At 55.8% G+C, this 21,093-nt stretch carries 14 protein-coding genes; 10 read left to right on the top strand and 4 right to left on the bottom strand.

From position 1 onward, the window contains the following. The first annotated feature begins 253 nt into the window (after positions 1-253). The 4 genes from VAE55_RS02890 to VAE55_RS02875 are packed head-to-tail and all read left to right on the top strand — an operon-like array spanning position 254 to position 5,954. Positions 254-1,198 (top strand): NAD-dependent epimerase/dehydratase family protein, encoded by a 945-nt coding sequence (locus VAE55_RS02890; RefSeq protein WP_322814314.1) that lies wholly within the window; start codon positions 254-256, stop codon positions 1,196-1,198. Further along, the gene (locus VAE55_RS02885; RefSeq protein WP_322814313.1) at positions 1,195-3,423 is read left to right on the top strand and encodes an ATP-binding protein; all 2,229 of its coding nucleotides are present in this window, start codon (positions 1,195-1,197) and stop codon (positions 3,421-3,423) included. The genes VAE55_RS02890 and VAE55_RS02885 overlap by 4 nt, the downstream gene beginning before the upstream one ends. A 1-nt stretch (position 3,424) precedes the next feature. After that, positions 3,425-4,525, top strand: a complete 1,101-nt coding sequence (gene hisC / locus VAE55_RS02880; protein WP_322814312.1) for a histidinol-phosphate transaminase — start codon at positions 3,425-3,427, stop codon at positions 4,523-4,525. A 16-nt stretch (positions 4,526-4,541) separates the two neighbouring features. Beyond that, complete coding sequence (locus VAE55_RS02875) at positions 4,542-5,954, top strand: zinc ribbon domain-containing protein (protein WP_322814311.1); 1,413 nt, start codon at positions 4,542-4,544, stop codon at positions 5,952-5,954. A gap of 1,210 nt (positions 5,955-7,164) precedes the next feature. Here the strand turns inward: VAE55_RS02875 and VAE55_RS02870 are convergent. Then, positions 7,165-8,385: a hypothetical protein gene (locus VAE55_RS02870; RefSeq protein ID WP_322814310.1), complete on the bottom strand. Its 1,221-nt coding sequence runs from the start codon at positions 8,383-8,385 to the stop codon at positions 7,165-7,167. A 264-nt stretch (positions 8,386-8,649) separates the two neighbouring features. Between VAE55_RS02870 and VAE55_RS02865 the strand changes: the two genes are divergently transcribed. Beyond that, positions 8,650-9,891, top strand: a complete 1,242-nt coding sequence (locus VAE55_RS02865) for a hypothetical protein (RefSeq protein WP_322814309.1) — start codon at positions 8,650-8,652, stop codon at positions 9,889-9,891. 150 nt (positions 9,892-10,041) lie between these two features. Here the strand turns inward: VAE55_RS02865 and VAE55_RS02860 are convergent, their stop codons facing one another. Next, entirely contained in the window at positions 10,042-10,656 is a 615-nt protein-coding gene (locus tag VAE55_RS02860) for a superoxide dismutase (protein ID WP_322814308.1), read from the bottom strand. A gap of 93 nt (positions 10,657-10,749) precedes the next feature. Further along, positions 10,750-11,382 (bottom strand): helix-turn-helix transcriptional regulator, encoded by a 633-nt coding sequence (locus VAE55_RS02855; RefSeq protein ID WP_322814307.1) that lies wholly within the window; start codon positions 11,380-11,382, stop codon positions 10,750-10,752. Positions 11,383-11,617: 235 nt separating this feature from the next. Between VAE55_RS02855 and apbC the strand changes: the two genes are divergently transcribed. The 3 genes from apbC (at position 11,618) to htpG (ending at position 15,916) form a co-directional block, all read left to right on the top strand. Continuing rightward, complete coding sequence (gene apbC, locus VAE55_RS02850; RefSeq protein ID WP_012257064.1) at positions 11,618-12,712, top strand: iron-sulfur cluster carrier protein ApbC; 1,095 nt, start codon at positions 11,618-11,620, stop codon at positions 12,710-12,712. Positions 12,713-12,805: 93 nt separating this feature from the next. Next, a complete protein-coding gene (moaA, locus tag VAE55_RS02845; RefSeq protein WP_322814306.1) occupies positions 12,806-13,867 on the top strand; it encodes a GTP 3',8-cyclase MoaA in 1,062 nt (353 codons plus the stop codon). A 150-nt stretch (positions 13,868-14,017) separates the two neighbouring features. Beyond that, a complete protein-coding gene (gene htpG / locus VAE55_RS02840) occupies positions 14,018-15,916 on the top strand; it encodes a molecular chaperone HtpG (RefSeq protein ID WP_322814305.1) in 1,899 nt (632 codons plus the stop codon). A 505-nt stretch (positions 15,917-16,421) separates the two neighbouring features. Here htpG and VAE55_RS02835 read toward each other — a convergent pair. Then, entirely contained in the window at positions 16,422-17,780 is a 1,359-nt protein-coding gene (locus tag VAE55_RS02835) for an MFS transporter (RefSeq protein WP_322814304.1), read from the bottom strand. A 163-nt stretch (positions 17,781-17,943) separates the two neighbouring features. On the opposite strand from VAE55_RS02835, the gene VAE55_RS02830 reads away from it, so the two are divergent. Together VAE55_RS02830 and VAE55_RS02825 are read left to right on the top strand one after the other, a co-directional pair. Next, the gene (locus VAE55_RS02830; protein ID WP_322814303.1) at positions 17,944-18,495 is read left to right on the top strand and encodes a CvpA family protein; all 552 of its coding nucleotides are present in this window, start codon (positions 17,944-17,946) and stop codon (positions 18,493-18,495) included. A gap of 78 nt (positions 18,496-18,573) precedes the next feature. Further along, on the top strand, positions 18,574-21,033 hold the full coding sequence (locus VAE55_RS02825) for an endonuclease MutS2 (RefSeq protein WP_322814302.1): 2,460 nt from the start codon (positions 18,574-18,576) through the stop codon (positions 21,031-21,033). Positions 21,034-21,093: the final 60 nt, after the last annotated feature.

The following is a 21,093-nucleotide window of genomic DNA, read 5'->3' as shown; positions in this document are numbered from 1 at the left end:
CCATTAGTACTGCTGCGATTAAACTTCCCTGAGATATTTTGGCCTCACCACTAAACTTTTGGTACAGCGATATAACATCATTTCCATCGCTCATGTAACCGGCTGCATGGCATGATATACTACTCACGAATACCATACGATATGATCAGCCTGGACACTATCTTCCACTCACTGATAGCGTTTGGGTTGTATAACCATCATTGTATCGGTAGCAGTAATGGCATCCTGATAGTTTGGCGAGACGGTTCTATCAATGCGCATCCTGATCACCGGTTCTTCAGGCATGATTGGTACCAACCTCGGTCTACGGCTTATCGAGGCTGGTCACCAGGTATTTGGCGTTGATCGTCGGATCAACCCGTGGACAGATCGCATTCCAACCCTGTTACAAGACCTCGCTATACCCCAACGCGATTTTCGCGCCGGTATTGGTGGTGCTCCCTACCCACCCTGTGATCTGGTTGTGCATCTGGCAGCCAATGCCAAAGTTTACGAGCTGGTAACCGAGCCGCATCGTGCTCTGGAAAATATCAACATTACCTACAATGTACTCGAATATTGCCGGCATCATGAAATCCCGATCATCTTTGCTTCCTCACGGGAAGTCTACGGTGACATTCACCGCTACATAACAGAGGAGACGAGCGCCGATTTCAGCTTTACCGAGAGTCCCTACTCAGCTTCCAAAATTGCCGGTGAAGCCATGGTCTATGCCTATGCACGCTGTTATGGTCTGCGCTACATCGTCTTTCGCTTTTCCAATGTCTACGGCCGCTTCGATAACGATCTGGTGCGCATGGAACGCGTGATTCCGCTGTTCATTCATCGGATCAGTCGTAGGGAACCAGTGATGGTATACGGTGCGGATAAGGTGCTTGATTTTACTTACATTGACGATTGTGTTGATGGAATTATGTGCGGTATCAACCGTTTATTCCGAGGGGAGGTATACAACCGCACAATTAATCTGGCCTACGGCGAGGGAAATACGTTGATTCGGGTCGCAGAATTGATCGGTCAGGCCTTTGGTCGGCAGCCGGAGATTATTGTCCAGCCGGCAAAGCGGGTCGGTGAAGTAACGTACTACGTTGCCGATATCCGGCAGGCCCGTGAATTGTTGGGGTTTAACCCGCAAGTACCGTTAACAGAAGGTATCAACCGCGCCGTGGCCTGGTCGCACGGAGAGTTGCTACGATGACTGAACACCAGCCAGAGCTTAGCACATCTGATCAGATGATTGAGCGCACAGTTTCAAGTGAGGGTATCCAGCGCTGGCTCAAGATCAGTGCGGCCTGGCTGGCCTTGCAAGAACCAGAACACCTCTTTCCAACGCTGGTCGCCAGTTTTGCCGAACATTTACCGCCTGTACGCGCCGTCATGCTCTGGCTCGTTACCACGGGCGGTTTGCAACCGGTAGCTCACGCCGGGTTCACGATACCGTCTGCAATCAGTGAACACTGGTTACGTGTCAGATTGCAACCCGGAGAAGGAGCCGCCGGGCTGGCCTGGCAGCGTGAGACGGTGATCCAACAACACGGCGAACACGGCTATCGTGAATTGCAGGGCATTGCCTCCCCTCAGACACAGACAGTCTTTCAGGCAATCGGCGATCTCTTACCGCGCAGCCTGATGGTAACCGCTGTCCCACTACGTGCAGGGCATACACTGGTAGGGGTACTGGAGCTGGTCAGCAATGCCAGTGAACCTCTTGGTATAGAGATGACCGATTTCGAGGTTATCGCCGGTATCGTTGCCGCAGCCATTCGCAACGCCCAATTGTACGATGAACTCCGGCGCAGCCACCAACGGCTGAAAGCGTTTGATGCAGTTGTAACGTCGATCAGCACTGCTGCCGATCTGCCCGATCTGGTGCAGAGTGTTTTGACCGTTGTCCTCGAATTGACCCCTGCCCAGAGTGGCGCGCTTCTGATCTTCGATCCAGCCCAGGAACGTCTGCAGGTCAGTGCCTGGTGTAACATTGAACTGACCACTCTTTCCTGTTTCGACCAGGTGTCGGTTGATGCGTCACCCTGTGCAGAAGTTGTCCGTTACGGCCAGCCGGCATTTCGGCCACTGCTCGACGAGCATGGCGAATCGGCGCTGATCGAAGCCGGTATGGCGGCTGCGGCCTATCTACCGCTGCTAGCCGGCGGTACTGTGACCGGTGTGCTAGCGCTGTTCGGTGATATCGACCTCACCAAGGCAATTGACAAGGACATGCTGATGCCGATTTGTAATCAAGTCGGTTTCGCGATTGCTAACGTGCGGTTGTATGAAGATAGTCAACACGAGCGTAGAAAATTCCATACGGTGATCGAGTCGATTGCCGAAGGGGTATTACTGTGTGATCGTTATGGTCGTTTAACCCTAGCCAATCAGGCCGCCCACGATCTGCTCTCTTGCGCAACGCTGAGCTTCGAGACACCCCTGGCAACCGTTCCCGATCTGTACGATCTGCGCGATCTCGATGGGAACGCACTGACGCCTGATGATTTACCGTTTACCCGTGCCTTGCGTGGCGAAACGTTTTACGATTATCGGGTGATGCGATGCCTACCTGATAACAGTGAGCGCTTTTTCAGCTTCAGCGGCGCCCCGGCGGTTAACGAACAGGGTGAAGTTGAAGGTGCAGTGATTACGTTCCGCGATATTACCTCAACCCAAAAGGTGCAGCGGGCAAAGGATGAATTTTTGGCCGTAGCAGCCCATGAATTACGCAGCCCGCTGGCAGCAGTACGCAGCTATGCCGATCTTTTGTTGCGACGAGAACAGCAACGTGAAGGCGATCATCGTGATCTGCATGGCTTGACGATCCTCTCACAACAGGTGGCGCATATGCTCCGCCTGGTGGATAATCTCCTTGATGTTTCGCGCCTTGATGCCGGCCAGTTTGACTTACAACATCAACAGGTCAATCTCGTCGGGCTAGCTCAGCAGGTGATCGATCAACAACGACCAAGCGCCGGTCAGCGTGAGTTACTCCTTGAGACCGAGTCTACGGAATTGATAGTAACCTGCGATGCAATGCGTATCCGGCAGGTACTGACAAACCTGATCAGTAATGCTATCAAGTACAGTCCACCCGACAGTGTGATCGGTGTTCGTCTCCGCAGTGCGACTCTGTTACACAATAATACACCTGCAGTGCTGATCAGTGTCAGTGATCAGGGGCCGGGCATTCCGCCCGAAGAGCAGGAGCGCGTGTTTCAGCGTTACTATCGTGCACCGGGCCGTCGGGCGGAGGGGCTGGGGTTGGGGTTGTATCTGAGCCGTGAGATTGTTCAGTTGCATGGTGGTCAGATCTGGATTGAGAGTCGCGAAGGTCAGGGTAGCACGTTTATGGTGCTGTTACCGGTTGAACAAATGCAGCGTTCACGTACTGAGCGGATGAATCGCTCTGTTGAACTGTCAGCGGAGATTTGATGTGCCGATCCGTAAGAAAGCGTTTCTTCAGGCTTTATCACCAGCGCCACCACCTCGCCAATCATCGACCGGTGTCGTTGTTGCCCGTCTGTCCGCCAATGAAAATCCCCTTGGCCCATCACCACGTGCTGTGGCTGCTGTGCAAGAGGCGCTGAGTACGATCCACCGTTATCCCGATGCAAGCGGCGTAGCCTTGAAGGAGGCATTGGCCGCTCGCGTTAATCTGCATACCGACCAGGTGATGCTGGGCAATGGCTCAGATGAGCTGATTATGCTCGTCTGCCACGCTATGCTCGGCGAGGGTGATGAAGCAGTCCTGGCGCAGGGATCGTTTATCAGCTATGCCCGCCGGATTCAGGCTCAAGGCGCGATTACCCGTCAGGTTCCTCTGCGCGAGATGGTACACGATCTCCCAGCCATGGCTGCCGCGATCACGCCGCAGACCCGCCTCATCTTTGTCTGTAATCCTAACAATCCGACCGGCACTACAGTCGGCGCCGCTGAATTGATGGCATTTCTCGATCAGGTACCGCCTGATGTGCTGGTCGTTGTTGATGAAGCCTATCTGGAATTTGTGACGCGACCGGATTTTCCCGATCTGCTGCCGTTGTTGCGCGACGGACGCGATAACCTGCTGATTGTACGTACCTTCGCCAAGATTCACGGGTTGGCCGGTTTACGGCTGGGCTACGCTTTCGGCAACGCCGATCTGATAGCGTACCTGGAACGGGCGCGTCCGGTCTTCAACGTGAACGTTCTGGCCCAGATTGCCGGCCTGGCCGCCCTTGACGACGTTGACCATCTCGAACGCTCTCTGGCCCATGCCGTTGCCAGCCGGGTATTCCTCACCGACCATCTACGGGCTATGGGGATGACGGTGATCCCCGGTGAAACCAATTTTGTCGTCGCCGCAATTGCCGATGATACTGCGGTGGCAGCAGAGCTTGCTCGCCACGGGGTGTTGGTCACACCGCTGAGTGGGTGGGGCTTACCGGGCTGGATGCGGATTTCGTTTGGCACTGCGGAAGAGAACCGTGTGTTTATTGAGGTACTACGCAATTTGATGTCAAAAGGAACCGTGGCAACAGCAACAATCTCGTAGTACCCAAGGAGTAGATATGGGCGACTCACCGAACCCAACCCTTTGTGCGAACTGTGGACATAAGCTCACACCGGAAGATCGTTTTTGTCCAGAGTGTGGTGCGCGAGCACCTGAACGACCGTCGGCACCGGCTGCAGGAGCACCACCCACGGTGGTAATTCACCCTGGACAAGCCGGAGCGGAAACCTCACCTGAAGCAACGGCGGCCCTAATATTTTGCATGAACTGTGGACGGAAGCTCACCCCAGAAGATCGTTTCTGCCCAGAGTGTGGTACGCGAGCACCTGAGCAACCTTCACCGTCAGCCACAGGGGCACCACCCACCGTTGTCATCCCACCGCAGCAACCGACCTCAGGGGCACCACCCACCGTTGTCATCCCACCGCAGCAACCGACGCCAGGGGTGCCACCCACAGTCATTATTCCACCTGAACAGCCACCGATGGGAGCTGCTCCAACTGTTGTGATCTCCTCTGAGCAACCGCCAGCAGGAGTGCCACCAATTGAATCTCCTTCCCAACCGACGGTGGGAAGAACACCCTCTTCTTATCCACCACCGGTCATACCCCCTGCCCAGAGTGTAGGAACGCCACCCGATCCATTCATGCCACCACCGGTAACCCATGCCTCGTATGGCCCACCGCCTGCCGGCACCGACCCATTCCAGGTACCCTCAACCACAAGCCCGATGCAAACCGCCGGGACAAACAAGTGGTTAATCTGGGGACTGGTAGGCGGAAGCGGGTGCTTACTCCTGATCTTGATCGGCATATGTGTATTTATTGCCGTATCAATCTTCGTGGTTGTCGACTCCGTACCAACCAGCAGTTCGACTGAGGCAACGGCAACTACCGGGGACGGAGGTTCGCTGGCATCAGGGAGCAGCGGTAGGGTCTTGTTCAGTGATGATTTCGAGAATCCACAGGCCAGTGAACTGGGAGAGAGTGAAGATAGCAGTTCACGGTATGTCTACGAAGCAGGCCGGTATGTCATCGAAGTCAAAGAGCCAGAACTATTGGTCTGGGCGTTGGTGAATGGATCTTACCGCGATGTCATTATTGAAACCAGCTATTCTACTGTTCGTGGGGGGCCAGTCGGCGCTGCGGGTATCATCTTCAATTATCAGAACGAGGATAACTTTTATCTGTTCAGTGTGTCGAATGATGGGTATTACGCACTTGAGCTGTTGGAGAACAATCAGTGGATAACCCTGATCGATTGGACGCAGCACGAAGCGATTGACACCGAAAATAATCGGCTCCGGGTTGAACTCAACGGTGATGAGATCACGCTATTTGTAAATGAGCGTCAGCTTGAACAGACCCGCGATCCAACATTTACGCACGGTGACATTGGGCTGGCGGTCACCAGTTTTGATCAGAGTGGGATTACGGTGAGTTACGAGGAGATCACTATTCGCAGCCGGTAATATCAAATCTTGACCGACACTGTGCATCGGTCAGGGTGTACTCCTCATGCTGGAGAGTTGCCAGGCATGCCTCTTGTGCCACCCCCTCGTATGGCAATGTGAACAGGCGCATGCGTAAGGGCGGGTTTAGAACCCGCCCTTACGGAATCCACCTATCTGTATCAACGAATCGCCACGGAGAAGACGGATAGCCATGAATTCCCCGTGTACCCGGTTCCAGGCAGTGATGCACCGTATCACTCAAGATTGGATATGCTACCCCGCCGGAAGCAGCTATGCATTACCCACATGTCACGCTGCGTTAGGCCAGGCTGCAAGGACTCTCCGTGGCGCGGGCTTCCAGCCCGCGTGCCGGCATCATCTCCACCGTCGTCAGGTGATGGCCGTGGCCGTTGGTGCACAGGCACGAACCAAGTGCAACAATACCTCTACGCCCAGGTATCGCATGTATGCCCGACTGACTCGATGATTGTCACGAGCACATCTAGTACCGCCGTAACCAGGATGGGTAACGGTGTAACACGCGCCGGATCGTGAGCACGGCTGGTGCGGCAGCATGGCTGCCGCACGACAAACCCTGCGACACGCACATGATGCGTGCGTAAGGCAACCCATCCGGCACGTGATAGCACGGCTGGAGCTGCGCACTATCACCGGGCCAGTCGCCCACAACAGCATCTATAGCGATCATCCCCGCTGATACGCACGTGGTTGACACCAGGTATGGGTAATGCGTAGCCGAAAGCAGGGGCGGTGGGCTATTGCAGATGGCGAGCACACCAGAGGCGCACGCTCCCAGGGTATGCAGGCACACCCCACCCTGCCCACCCCCGCTGGGAGCGGGAAGTACTGGTGCCGGATGGTTCGCTGGCGCAGGCTATTGCAGGTGGCGAGTGCGCCGGAGGCACGCGCTCCCAGGGTATAATGGCGTGCACGGGGCATCAGGTACGGTACCAGAGTGGTGAATGAGCCTGATATGACATGTCGCGCAGGGATTACCGATGTTTAGGTAAGACGTTTCAGATAGGTTTTTATGTCAAAAAATACCTGAATCGCCGCAGCGTGCTATGCCCGTTTCGTGACAGTGGCAACGCACCTGAAACCGCTGATCGGAATTCATAATTGCCCCGCTTCCCAGCTCTCTCACCAACTGCCAGACTGGCTAGTAACAAGGCCAGGTTGAGCGCCGGAATGACCGACCCGGTAACCATTACCGTCTAAACCCACCAACAAACGTCTGCTGCGAGTGGTGGCTGAACAATACTAGCGAATAATCACCGGGTGGTAAGTCTGTCAGTGCCAGGGAGCCACTTACGCGGCCATCGCCATCGGCGCGCACGGTGGTCACGGTGACCGGCGGCGCACCGGCGGGTGGGTTATACCAGATACCAACTGGTTCGCCGGGGGCAAAGCCGGCAGCCGTGTAGGACAGCATCTGTCCGGTAATGGTAAGAGTCGGTGTCCGCCAAAACGTGCGTTCCGGACTGTCGCCAATCACTATTGCGGGCAGATTGCTTTGGCCGCGGCCAAATTCGCTGACCGCATCGCGGAAACTGAGTCGGGCAACGCGACCAATGGTAGTTCCCAACGGGGCGTCTTCACGCACCCGGAAACGGATTGTTATTGTAACCAGATCACTCCCGGCAACCAGCACCCCGGTGCGTATTGTGATGCGTCCCGGTTGCACATCACTCACCCATACATCGGGACGACTCGTTTTGGCGTCAAGCAGGATCAATGCATCATCAGCAAACGGCAACTCAATCATGGTCGCAAAGGCCGGCCCCCGACCGTAATTTTCCAGCACCATATCCAGGCTAAACATCTCGCCTGGCTTCACCACATCATCAGCCCGCTGGGCCAACACCAGACGGGCTGGTCGCGCCCCCAAGGCAGGATTGATCACATACTCAATATCGTCAATCAACCAGGTATCGCGTACCCCATTCAGTTCGATGGAGCTAATCACCTGCCCTGGGGGTGCGGTTAGTGTAGCTCGATCAAGGCGACCGGTCAGGATATTTGCCGGCACCCTGGTTGTTGCCAGGACAGACCGATCGGCAGCAAAGGCTGTAATATCAAGCGTTTCGGAAGTAGCAACCCCAACACTGAACGAGATCACATTGGCCGGCAAGCTAATCCTGCCGCTACCACTGCCGCTGACGCGCCCGAAACCGTTACCGTTCAGCCAGAAAGCGCAAGTGCCGCCAAAGTCAGGGCAGAGTTCAGGAAACGGGGCATTGTAGCGTCCGCTACGCACATCGCCGAAGCGCCAGCCGGCGCCAAACTGTAGCCCACCATAGCCGGTAATATCCAGATTATCGGCAACTCCCTCAAAATCGAGCGTGACCGTGAGCAACGGCTGCGCAGCCACCGCCGAAGTGGAGAAGAGTGTCCAGATGGCAAACCAGAGGATTAAACGGCGCCACATATACCCCTCCTTGCGAACGACGGTGGTAATCGTTATTATACTGGAGAAATTGAGAGAAGAGAATGGCAAATTTGTCAGGTTGGCAACATCAATAACGATTTTGTGATATTTATAATGACGATTCGTATTGCCCCTCGCCCAACACCATTACACATCCCCTGAAACTTCTCCACCCATAGCACGTACATGCATCTGAGACTACTCCTGCACGCCACACAGTCTAGAGTCGTTGTCCATCGCGCTGTTATTTGATAAGGAGGTCGTATGTCCTACACACTCTGGTATTGGTTCATTTCGCTCATCGGCCTGTTACTCTTCGCCCTTACCGCATGTGGTGGCGGAGGGAGCGCCGCTCCTACTGCAACTCCAACACAGGCGGCTGCTGCGCCCACGCGCACGCCACGTCCCACCTTACCCCCAGCCCAACCGACGGCCACCCCACGCCCCTCACCAACAGCCGCCAGCCAGAGTGGTCAGTTGGCGCTGGTTGATATTGGCCCGCTTGAGACCTATCGGCACGCGAGTGGTGTCTTTCAGATCGATATTCCCAACAATTGGACACTAGAGGATAACAGCTCCCTAACCGAGCTGTTACTGATCTGGACAGACCCGACCGGCAATGGGGCGATCTGGGTGAATATTGTTGAAGATAGCCAGAGCTATACCGATCAGCAACTGGTCAATGCGCTCACCTCGTTTCTCGAAGAGCGCTTCGGTCAACAGCCAGATTTTGTCTACGAAGAGGCCCGCCCGCAAAGCGATGGCAGCCAGTTAGTGGTCTGGTCGTACACAGCCACGGCCGACAACAATGTTCAGTCAACCTTGCTAGGGAACAGCTTTATTGAGCAACGAGGTGATAAGATCTCGATCCTAACCACCATGGTGCCTGAAGTGCAGTTTGAGACGCTGGTGAGTAAAACCAACGAAATTATCAACACCTACCGCATTGACCCCTCTGCTTCCATCGGCGGCAGCTCGACAACCGGTAGTGGCACTACCAGCGGTGGTGCGCTGGCTCCGGTTGAAATTGGTCAATTGCAGACCTACAACCATCCCTCTGGCGTGTTCAGGATCGACTTGCCGGAAAACTGGAGCCTGACCGATAACAGTCGCCCCGGCGAACTGATCCTGTTCTGGTCTGATCCATCAAACAATGCGGCAATCATTGTTGATGTGCTGGAAGACAGCACTACCTACAGCGATGATGAGCTGGTTGACAAGCTGGTGAGCTTCTTGCAATCGACATTTGGCAATCAACCCGACTTTTTCTACGAAGAGCCGCGACCGCAAAGTGATGGCAGTATCCTGATCGTGTGGGGGTATACCGCAACGGCTTCCAACAATGTGCAGGCACCGATGTTGGGGAACAGTTTTATTGAGCAGCGTGGCAATAAGCTCTCGGTGTTGACAACCCTGGTGCCTGAAGATCAATTCGATACGCTGGTCAGCCGCACCGACGAGATTATCAACACCTATCGTCTCGACCCGAACGCCAGTGTGCCATAAGCCGGGGGGGAAATACGAGTTTCTACCAAAGAGAGGGGCCACTGTTTGTTGTGGCCCCTCTCAGCGTGTCTATTTAACTTTTCGCCGCTGCGTAGTGCCCGGCCACGTTCGCGGAGCACTACGCGGCTGAGACTCCCGTCCCGACCAACATTAACCTTTCGCCGCTGCGTAGTGCTCGGCAACTTTGGCCCAACTCACCACGTTCCACCAGGCATCAACGTAGGCGGCCCGCTTGTACTGGTACTTGAGGTAATAGGCGTGCTCCCATACATCTAGCCCAAGGATGGCCGTCTTCCCCTCCATCAGCGGGTTATCCTGGTTGGGGGTGCTCATAATGCTGAGACTGCCATCCTTTGCCGCTACTAGCCACGCCCATCCCGAACCGAACCGGCCCAGAGCCGCCGCCTTGAATTTCTCTTTGAAAGCGTCGAAGCTGCCGAAGGCCGCATCAATTGCCGCCGCCAGATCACCAGTAGGTTCACCACCGGCATTGGGAGCCATAATCTCCCAGAAGAAGGTGTGGTTCCAGTGCCCACCACCATTGTTGCGCACCGCTGTCCGAATCGCCTCTGGGATGGCGTCAAGATTACCCAGCAGCTCTTCAATCGTCTTGCTCTGCAACTCCGGGTAATTCGCCAGCGCATTATTCAGATTAGTAACATACGTCTGATGGTGGTTGTCGTGATGATAGTGCATCGTGGCTTCATCAATATACGGTTCAAGGGCATTGTAGTCGTAAGGCAACGGCGGAACTTCAAAAGCCATGTGAAACCTCCGTAGCAATTGCAAACAACGACGGCCACCGCTGGCCGTCATCTGTGGCGTACCTGTATTGTACCGCGAATGCGACTATGAGTGCTAGACCGGAATTCGATACCGGCAACAGTGACCACCTTCGGCAATCGTGGTATCACGCTCGATGGTAGCTTCTAGCAGGTCTTCGTAAAGACGTAACTCTTGGGCACAGATTTGCGGATAGCGCCGGGCAACACAATCAAACGGACAGTTATACTGCGTCAGGAAGAGATCACCCTTCTCGCCCTGTTCACACTCACACATATACCCCTGTTCGGCCAGTGCTTCGGCGAGTATCGCAACCTGTGTCGCCCGTGGCTTGTCCGCCAGTTGCGGAGCTAAGCGGGCGAAGAGCATCTTGCGCCGCTGTTCCAGCATCTCCCTGACTGCCGGCTCGCCACCGACTGCCGCAACACTGTCGATCAGTTCACACACGAGCCGCTCATAATGCTTGGGAAAGAACGCCTCGGCCCGTTCGGTGAGCGCATACAGATGTGCCGGACGCCCGACATTCCGGCGCAGACCGCAGACATACACCAGCCCCTCTTGCTCCAGAGCGGTGAGGTGCTGGCGAATACCAACCGCGCCAATTGCCAGTGCATCGCTTAACTCAATGGCGCTCATCTGACCGTGGCGGCGTAACAACTGGAGAATGCCGCGCCGGGTTGCGCCCTGTGCTCTGCGCTCAACTTTCATTGGCGATATACCACTTTACGAGTATGCTACTATCGAATAGTCTTAATGCGAGTATAGCAACCGTACTCCGTACTGTCAAGCAAGATAATGACACCTGCTTCGCCTAGATATATGCCGGAAACCATCATCCATCGCGCCGACATCCCGCACCGTCTATGACTTTAGTAACATCTTACTTTCTTAATTCTCTGGTATAATGTAACAAGATGCGCATAACTGAGGATGGAGTAGATACATGGGTCGCTTAACAAATCATCAATCGGCGACGGTGAGCGAAGATCAGATTCTCGCCGCGCTGCGACAGGTGCAAGAGCCAGAGCTGGGTGGCGACCTGGTTTCTCGGCAGATGGTCAAGCACATTGCCATCTGTGACGGTATTGTCCGTTGTACGATTGAGTTGACAACCCCGGCGTGTCCGTTGAAAGATCAGATCCGCAGTGAGGCTGAGGCAGCAGTGCTGGCGGTGCCAGGGGTGAGAGAGGTTCACATCGAGTTTACCGCCAATGTCCGTCGGCCTGCCGGTATTCCCGAACAATCGGCCATTCCCGGCGTTGCCAATGTGATTGCGGTGGCTGCCGGTAAAGGCGGTGTCGGCAAGAGTACGGTAGCGGCCAACCTGGCGGTTGCCCTGGCCCAGATGGGGGCACAGGTCGGTCTGCTCGACGCTGATGTGTTTGGGCCGAGCCTGCCACTCATGCTGGGGGTGCGCGGGCAGCCAATGGCCGTTAGCGATGCCAATGGTCAGCCGATGATGTTGCCACTGAGCAACCACGGGATCAAGGTGATGTCGGTCGGGTTTCTGATTGACGAGTCACAGCCGGTGATCTGGCGTGGGCCGATGGTCAGTCAGTTACTGCGGCAATTTCTCTATCAGGTTGCCTGGGCACCACTCGACTATCTGATTATCGATATGCCGCCCGGTACCGGCGATGTTGCCCTTACCCTGGCCCAGAGCCTGCCTCTCACTGGTGCCCTTATCGTGACCACGCCGCAGCAGGTGGCAACCATCGACGTAATCAAGGCGATGGAGATGTTCCGCAAAGTGAACGTGCCGCTGTTAGGAATCGTCGAGAACATGGCCTACTTCATCGCCCCCGATACCGGCAAGCGCTACGACATTTTCGGTAGCGGTGGCGCCGAACGGCTGGCGCAGCAGTTGGGTGTACCGGTTCTCGGCCAGATTCCCCTTGGCATGAGCGTGCGCGAGGGTGGTGACAATGGTCAGCCGGCTGTGATCAGTGATGCCCCTGATGCGTATGCCGATATTTTCCGTGAGCTGGCTCGCCAGGTCGCCGCACGCATCTCGGTGTTGCAGTACGCAATGGTGTAGCCGATTCGGCACCGGTGGACCAATTCAGCCCACCGGTACGTGTTTCACATCGGTTGTTCGTTCACCGTCTGTTTATCACAATGAGGTGAGGCTATGACCGCCAACCAGCTCTCTGGCACGACCCCGATCATCTTCTACGACCCCGCCCGCCATCCCCGCTATGCCACCGATACGCCGGCTCTTGATCAGTATGGCCGCCGTATCGACTATCTGCGCGTCTCGCTGACCGACCGCTGCAATATGCGTTGTGTCTACTGCATGCCTGCCGTTGGTGTGCAGTTCGCTCCTCGTCCTGAACTGCTGACCAATGAAGAGCTGCTGCTGGTGATCACTGCCGCTGCCCGTGCCGGCTTCCGCAAGTTGCGCCTGACCGGCGGCGAACCAACGCTGCGCCATGATCTGGTTAATCTGGTGCGTGAACTGAAACGCATTCCCGGCATCGAACATATTGCGATGACAACCAACGCGCTTCGTTTGCGCAAACTGGCCCAACCGCTGCGTGAAGCCGGTCTGGATCGGGTCAATATCAGTATCGACACCCTCGATCCACTGAAGTTTCGGATGATTACCCGTGGCGGTAATCTCGAAGAGGTTTGGGCCGGTATTGAAGCTGCTGACGCGGCTGGCCTGCATCCCATCAAACTGAACGCGGTGGTCGTGCGCGGGATGAATGATGATGAAGTGGTGCGGCTGGCAGGACTGACGCTGGAGCGACCCTGGGAATTCCGCTTCATCGAGGTAATGCCCCTCACCGGGGTGGCCGGCCTCGCTGAAGAGGGTATCGTGGCCAGCGCCGAGCTGATTGCGCACCTCGAACAACACTACGGCCCGCTTGAGGAGATTGGTCACGCGCCGAGTGATCCGGCGCGCACGTATCGCCTACCCGGTGCGAAGGGGGTGATCGGATTTATTTCCAGCGTCAGCGACCCCTTCTGCGCCACCTGTAACCGGATGCGGCTCACCGCTGATGGTCGCCTGCACCTCTGTCTGCTCCGTGATGACGAAGTTGATCTGCGGGCTGCAGTCCGGGGCGGGGCCAGTATCGCCGATCTTGAACAGATCATTCGCCACGCCGTCTATATCAAACCATGGGGGCATGGCCTCCCTGCCGGCGTGAAGCCAACTCTGCGCGGGATGTCAGAGTTAGGCGGCTGATCCGCAGGGTCATTTTCCAACAACTCTCTAACGATCAACTGCCGGCTGAGTGATTACAATGCATGGTAATGCATGAGGTAGTGTCTCAGTCCGCCGCTACGTCAGGCAGATTGATGACGATGCATTGTTCAATTGTGACGAGGGGGAAGTATGACCACGGAACCGTTGACTGAAACTGGCCGGCAGTCTCATACGTTTAAAGCCGAAGTACAACAAGTACTCTACATTCTCGCTCATTCACTCTACACCGACCGCGAGATTTTCCTGCGCGAACTGATCTCGAACGCTTCTGATGCGATCAATCGCATGCAGTTCGAGATGCTGACGAATCGCGACGTGCGCGATCCCGACCTCGAACCACAAATCACCATCGAAGTCAACAAAGAAGCGCGCACCCTCTCGATCAGTGATACCGGTATCGGCATGACCGCCGATGAAATGGTGGAGCATCTCGGTACGATTGCGCAATCGGCGGCGCGCGCCTTTGTCAAGCAGGCCGGTGAGGGCGCCAAACAGACTGCAAGTGAGATCATTGGTCAGTTTGGAGTCGGCTTTTACTCGGTATTTATGGTTGCCGACAAGGTAACGGTTGTTTCACAATCGTACCGCCCCAACGTACCGGCGGTGATGTGGGAGTCGAGCGGGGGCGATAGCTTCACGGTTGGCCCCGCTACCCGCGAGCGTCGTGGTACCACCATTACACTGCACCTGAAAGAAGACGCGGCTGAATTCGCCGATCCATGGCGGATCGAGCAAATTGTGCGCCGGCATTCCAATTACGTCGCCTTCCCGATCATGCTCGATGGTCGCCAGATCAATGCGCGCACAGCGATCTGGCGCAAAGCCCCGCGTGATGTCACGAACGACGAATACAACGACTATTACCGCCAGCTCACGCTCGACAGCCAGCCACCACTCAGCTTCATCCACATTTCAACTGACGCACCGGTTGATCTGCACGCCATTCTCTACATTCCATCGCGGCGCGAGCGCGGCATCCTCGAACGCCGCATTGAAGGTCAGATCAAGCTCTATTCACGTAAAGTGCTGATCCTTGAAGAAGCCAAAGATTTGCTGCCCGCCTATTTCCGCTTCGTTGAAGGTGTGGTGGATAGCGAAGACCTGCCGCTGAATGTCTCGCGGGAAAGCGTTCAGAGTGGTACCGCCGGTGGATCGCCGGTCATGCAACGCCTGCGCAAAACGCTCACCGGTCGTCTCCACAAGGAGTTGAATGATCTGGCCGAGCGCGATCCGGAGAAGTATCGCACCTTCTGGAAGGAATTCGGCCCGTTCATCAAAGAGGGTATTGCTACCGATTACGAGCATCGCAATGATCTGCTCAAGTTACTGCGGGTGCAGACAACGAAGAGCGGTGACGAATGGATCACGCTGGCGACCTACAAAGAGCGCATGATCCCCGGTCAGAAGGAGATTTATTACCTGATGGCGGCCAGCCGCGATGCAGCGTTGAGCAGTCCACACCTCGATCCGCTGCGGGCACGTGACATCGAAGTCATTCTCTTCACCGACCTGATGGATGGCTTTATGCTGTCAGGTCTACGCGAATACGATGGGTTGCGCTTGCGCAATATCGATGAGGGTGATCTTGAACTGCCGGGTGAGGTTGAACGACCAACGCCGGTCATTAATGATGAACAGTTCACTGCATTGGCGGAACGCATTGCTGCAATTCTTGGCGACCGTCTGAAAGAGGTGCGCACATCGCGTGTGTTGCGTGATAGCCCGGCCCGGCTGGTGGCCGATGAAGCAGTCTTTGGCCGCGAGATGCAGCGGATTCAGCAGGTACTCGGTCAGGAAGTGCAGATGGGGCCGCGCATTTTGGAACTCAATCCAGCTCACCCGCTGATTGCAGCGCTAGCTCAACGTGCTGCCTCCAACCCGAACGATCCACTCCTCAAACTGGCCGCCGAACAACTCTACGATAACGCACTGCTGATCGAAGGGTTACACCGCGATCCGGCGGCAATGGCCCCCCGAATTTTGCAGTTGCTTGAACTGGCTGCCGGTGTAAACAAGCCCCAGGCTTGATCGTTACTGTCAGTGAGCCTGCTGAACTCACTTTCAGCAGGCTCAGATTTGTATGTCAGATCATTATCGCTACAGTGCATCCTGACCCACGATTCCTTTGATCCGCTCCACCACCCACCTGTCTCGTCCAATTCACGGCCAGTCCTGTTATACTCAACGTAACCACTCGTCTTGTCATCACCGGCAAGAGCACCGCTGCAGCACGTACCTGCATGTGGGCACGGCCGGTACGAAAGCATGACTTCCGCACGCTAAACCATGCATCACGAACACCCAAGTAGGATTTACGCCGGCGTGTGATCCTACAGCGTGCATCAAGGAAACGCCGGTGCGGTAATCTGAACTCAGGAGTGGTTTCAACGTGATAGGTGGATAGCGTGCGATGACCACGATAATGCCAGCTTTGATATGTGGCTACCATAGTTCGATGAACGATGGTGGTACAGACTGCTGACTGTGCGAGATACATCCTCAACAGCACACAACACCATCTGGTCAGTATTGCCTAGCGATTGCCGGCCAGCACGCGCCAAAACGCACCAACCATTGCAATGCGCCCAATCATCGTGATCAGAAACAATACCGCGAGGCCGTGAACCGTTAATGGCCCCAGCATCAGCGTAGTCCCGGTTAGTACCTGCCCTAACGCACCACCGATCAACGACGCAATCAGCGTGCCCAAGCCGGTATGCAGGCTAAACATTGCCACTGCAACCCCACGTTGGGCGACAGGAGCGCGTTCCATCAGCAGATTTCCAAGCCCTTGATTCACGCCCGGCCAGAAGACGCCAGAAAAGATTGACGTTAGCCAGAGCGGTAGAATGTTGTCAGGTGTTGAGAGTACCCAACCTAGTGGTAGTGGAACCGTCCCCATCACACACGTCGTCACAACTACACGATAGCCGTAGCGATCCATCAACCACCCCACGAGCGGCGAGAAAAAGAGCGTTACGACACTGGTCACAATGCCGGTCAGTGCCAACAGCGAGAAATCGAGTTGCAGCGTGGTTAGGCCATACGCATTAAAAAAGGGAGCGGCGATACCAGTAACCAGCGCCCAGCCTGTCGCGAGCACGGTAAAACGGCGAAAAGCCGTATCACGGAGCGGGTCAAACAGAAATGAACCAATCCCCTGCCACGGTTGTGGCTTCAATGGTGGCTCTGGCTGACGGGCAATCAGCACGGCTGCACCGAAGGCAGCCAGCACCGCCATCCCAAAGATCAGGGCGTATCCGTGCGCTTCAGCACCCTGCGTCCGAAAATGGTCGAGGGTCAACCCGGCGAGATAGACACTCACCATCGCACTGATACCGGCCACCATATTCCGCACGCCAAAATAGCTGCCACGCCGATTAGACGGAACCAGATCGCTCATCCAGCTCATCCAAGCATTGCCTGCCATGCCATTCAGACCATACGAGAAACCCAGAGCCACGAAAAACACGGTAAGCTGCCAGTTCACCGGCCAACCGGTGAACGGCAGGCAGAGTAACAGCATCCAAACCAGACGCCCCGCCAGGGCCGAAAAGAGCACAATGGCTCGTCGATTTGCAAACCGGGCTTCCAGGTAGGCACTCAGGAACTGAAACATCTGGCCGATGAATGGCAACGCACCAAGCAAGCCGAGTTGAAAATTGTTGGCACCGAGCAACAGCGCAAATCCACTGAGAAAGATGCTCCCACCGATGGCACCTGTAATACTGATATGTATATTGGCAATCGCACCTTCCCAGATAGAGATGAGTAAACCGCGTCGTACTTCCGAAGGAACGAGTGATAATGTATTGCCCGGCAACGATGAGCCAGACTGCTCTGTAGGTTGCACAGATATGGCCTGAACGGTTGTCGAGTTGGTAGAGGTCATAGGGCGATCCTTGTTATAGACTGGCGTAAAGATTGAGGATGGTCAGCAATAGTATCACCTAAACCGTGTATCATCACACGGAGTGGCTTCGTGCGGTATGCTATAATCGCTGTGCAGATTGTATATCTTGGGTAAACCGGAATTTGCGCCGGGAGAAATTACTATGAACGTTATCGATCTTCTCTTCGTCGTGCTCTTCTTCGGCGCGCTGGCCGTCGGCTTTTTTCAGGGCACGATTCGGCTGGTCCTCGTCATTCTCTCGTTCTACTTCAGCACCGTGCTGGCCAGTCTTTACTACCAAAGTCTGGCCGATGTCTTTGTGCGCGAGTTGGGTGGGCAACGTTTCGTTAGCCAGTATGTTGCTTTTGCGTTGATCCATTTGTTTTGCTTTATCGTATTAACCTGGGTCGGAATCTACAGTTTTCGCTACGTGCAAACACCACACCATCTTGAGATGGTAGATCGGATCGTTGGTACCGCACTGGGTGTGATCATCGGTGGTTTGGCTCTCGGCTTGACGGCGATTCTGCTTTGGAATCTGTTTATCGTGCGCGGTTTTGCCAACATCGATTATCCGATCACACGCTGGTTGGGTGGGCAAATCGGAACTTCGTTGATGCTCCGCTTCTTCGCTAATGCGATTTTGCCTAGTTTGTACGAACTTATCGATCCGATTTTGCCTGATGCCGCCCAAATTATCTTTCAGGTCCAATAATCAACCCCTGGGCCGATGGCATGATTGACGGTTAGTGATAACCTGAACGCAAGAAATCTTGCGTTAATGAGTGCTGGTATGTCGATCCCGGAATCTTCGCTGATTACACTTGAATTCGACGTCATTCGTGACCGTCTGGCTCAATATACTGCTTTTTCAGCCTCGCGTGAACTAGCCTTAAGTCTGACTCCGGCCACCGATCTGGCTGAAGTCCGGCGACGGCAGGCTTTAACTGCCGAAGCCCGGCTGCTGCTGGAAGAATGGCCGGAGGTGAGTATCGGTGGGGCGCGTGATGTGCGTCGCGCCGTGCAGCACGCTGCCCGTGGCGGTATTCTTGATGGCACAACCCTGCGCGAGATTGCGGCCACCTTGCAGAGTGCGGCGCTACTCCGTCAGCGACTGAGCCGCCTCGACGAACGTTTTCCGTTGCTGATCGACCTGGCCAATACGCTACCCGTCATTCCATCGTTAAGCGAGGCAATTGATCGGGCAATCGGTAATGATGGTCAGGTGTTGGATAGCGCCAGCCCTACACTTGCCCGCTTACGTCACGAAGTGCGAGTGGCATTTAACCGTCTGCAAGAGCGCCTCCAGAGCATGATCCATTCCAGCGCACTGGCCGGTGCGCTTCAGGAGCCGATTATCACTGTGCGGAATGGCCGGTATGTCATTCCGGTGAAGGCCAGCCACCGCCGGGAAGTTCGCGGTCTGGTACATGATCAGTCGGGATCGGGAGCCACTCTCTACATTGAGCCAATGGCAATTGTCGAGTTGAACAACCGCTGGCGCGAGCTGCAATCTGCCGAGGCGGAAGAAGTACAGCGCATTCTCAGCACGTTATCCGGCCAGGTCAGTGCAGTAGCCAATCTAATCACCAGTACCGTTAATACGCTGGCTACCCTCGACCTGGCATTTGCGCTGGCCCGCTACGCCATTGCTACCCGCAGCACAGCACCGGAGATTGTCGATTGGCGACCCGACGATCCGCCGTCGCCTGAACCACCGCTACGACTGACACGGGCACGCCATCCGCTGCTCCCTACTGAGACCGTAGTCCCGATTGATCTCTGGCTTGGCGGCGAGTTTTCGCTGTTGTTGATCACCGGCCCCAATACCGGTGGCAAGACGGTAGCCCTCAAAACCACCGGCTTGCTGGCCCTGATGGCGCAGGCCGGCATGCAAATTCCAGCCGATCAACCGTCGCGCTTACCGGTGTTTCAGTACATCTTTGCCGACATCGGTGATGAGCAGAGCATCGAACAGAGCCTCAGTACCTTCTCATCGCATATGGCAAATATTATCCGTGTGTTACAAACATTGGCGGCTGCACAGCAAATACCACCGGAGAGCGACGCATACGCCCTGTTCGATGACCGCCGACCGGCAGCGCTGGTTCTGTTCGACGAATTAGGTGCCGGTACCGATCCGGTAGAAGGCGCAGCCCTGGCCCGAGCGATTATTGGCCGCCTGCTTGAGCTGGGTGTACTGGGTATTGCTACCACCCATTATGCCGAGCTGAAGGCATTTGCGTACACGACTCCAGGGGTGCAGAATGCCTCGGTTGAGTTTGATATCGAGACCCTGGCGCCAACCTACCGGTTAAGTATCGGTATCCCCGGTCGTTCAAATGCCCTGGCGATTGCCGCCCGTCTAGGCTTAGACCCGACACTGATCGAGCAAGCGCGCTCTTTTATCGACCGCAAAGAGGCGCAGGTTGAAGACTTGCTGGCCGGCATTCAGCGTGAACGTGATGCCGCTGCCGCCGCATTACAGCGTGCCGAGGAATTGCGGCTTGACGCCGAACGCTACCGTGACCGGCTGGTGGCTGAACAACAGGCCTTTGCTGCCGAACGGGCCGCAGCGCTTGAAGCCGCCCGTGCCGAGATCGAAGCAGAACTGCGGGAAGTCCGTCAACAACTACGCCGGTTACGTGAAGAGTTTCGCACCGTCAATATATCACGCCAGTGGCTAGAAGAAGCCGACAAACGCCTGGCGACGACTGCCGAGCGGTCACAACAGGCCGTTGCCCGTCTAAACATGCAGCCCCAACCTGCACCACCACCCCCAGCCGAAAAGCCGTTACAGGTTGGCGATCAGGTACAGGTTACTTCCATCGGCCTGAACGGCGAAATTGTCGCCATTGATGAAGAGGATCAAACCGCCACGGTACAGGTTGGCGGCTTCCGCATGACAGTCAGCTTCAACGACCTGAAGCGGGCAAAGGGCAAAAGTGATGACGGCCAGCGCTTTACCCCTCCGGCACGAACCGTTCATCTTCCCCCAACACCCGATGTCTCGATGACCTTCGACATGCGGGGCTGGCGAGCGGCTGAGGTGAGTGATCGTCTGGATCGCTATCTGAACGATGCGTATCTCGCCGGCCTGCACCAGGTACGTCTGATCCACGGCAAAGGCACCGGTGCGCTGCGCCAGGTGGTACGAGAACTTCTGGCCGGTCACCCCCTGGTAGCCTCGTTCAGCAGTGGTGGCCGCGATGGTGGTGATGGTGTTACGATTGCGACGCTCGTCGACCGGTGATGACATCTTGCCTGCTCGCGGGATTCATGTTTGTATGACAAACGATGCAACCGCCTCGGT

The sequence above is a fragment of the Chloroflexus sp. genome (genome assembly GCF_034432675.1).
In the GTDB taxonomy this organism is placed as follows: domain Bacteria; phylum Chloroflexota; class Chloroflexia; order Chloroflexales; family Chloroflexaceae; genus Chloroflexus.
This window is presented reverse-complemented; position numbering and strand designations above follow the sequence as displayed.

Excerpts from the sequence above, each read along its gene's own strand:
- VAE55_RS02890 (WP_322814314.1), top strand. The coding sequence starts at position 254 with ATGCGCATCCTGATCACCGGTTCTTCAGGCATGATTGGTACCAACCTC.
- VAE55_RS02885 (WP_322814313.1), top strand. The coding sequence starts at position 1,195 with ATGACTGAACACCAGCCAGAGCTTAGCACATCTGATCAGATGATTGAG.
- VAE55_RS02875 (WP_322814311.1), top strand. The coding sequence starts at position 4,542 with ATGGGCGACTCACCGAACCCAACCCTTTGTGCGAACTGTGGACATAAG.
- VAE55_RS02870 (WP_322814310.1), bottom strand. The coding sequence starts at position 8,385 with ATGTGGCGCCGTTTAATCCTCTGGTTTGCCATCTGGACACTCTTCTCC.
- VAE55_RS02865 (WP_322814309.1), top strand. The coding sequence starts at position 8,650 with ATGTCCTACACACTCTGGTATTGGTTCATTTCGCTCATCGGCCTGTTA.
- VAE55_RS02860 (WP_322814308.1), bottom strand. The coding sequence starts at position 10,656 with ATGGCTTTTGAAGTTCCGCCGTTGCCTTACGACTACAATGCCCTTGAA.
- VAE55_RS02855 (WP_322814307.1), bottom strand. The coding sequence starts at position 11,382 with ATGAAAGTTGAGCGCAGAGCACAGGGCGCAACCCGGCGCGGCATTCTC.
- apbC (WP_012257064.1), top strand. The coding sequence starts at position 11,618 with ATGGGTCGCTTAACAAATCATCAATCGGCGACGGTGAGCGAAGATCAG.
- moaA (WP_322814306.1), top strand. The coding sequence starts at position 12,806 with ATGACCGCCAACCAGCTCTCTGGCACGACCCCGATCATCTTCTACGAC.
- htpG (WP_322814305.1), top strand. The coding sequence starts at position 14,018 with ATGACCACGGAACCGTTGACTGAAACTGGCCGGCAGTCTCATACGTTT.
- VAE55_RS02835 (WP_322814304.1), bottom strand. The coding sequence starts at position 17,780 with ATGACCTCTACCAACTCGACAACCGTTCAGGCCATATCTGTGCAACCT.
- VAE55_RS02830 (WP_322814303.1), top strand. The coding sequence starts at position 17,944 with ATGAACGTTATCGATCTTCTCTTCGTCGTGCTCTTCTTCGGCGCGCTG.
- VAE55_RS02825 (WP_322814302.1), top strand. The coding sequence starts at position 18,574 with ATGTCGATCCCGGAATCTTCGCTGATTACACTTGAATTCGACGTCATT.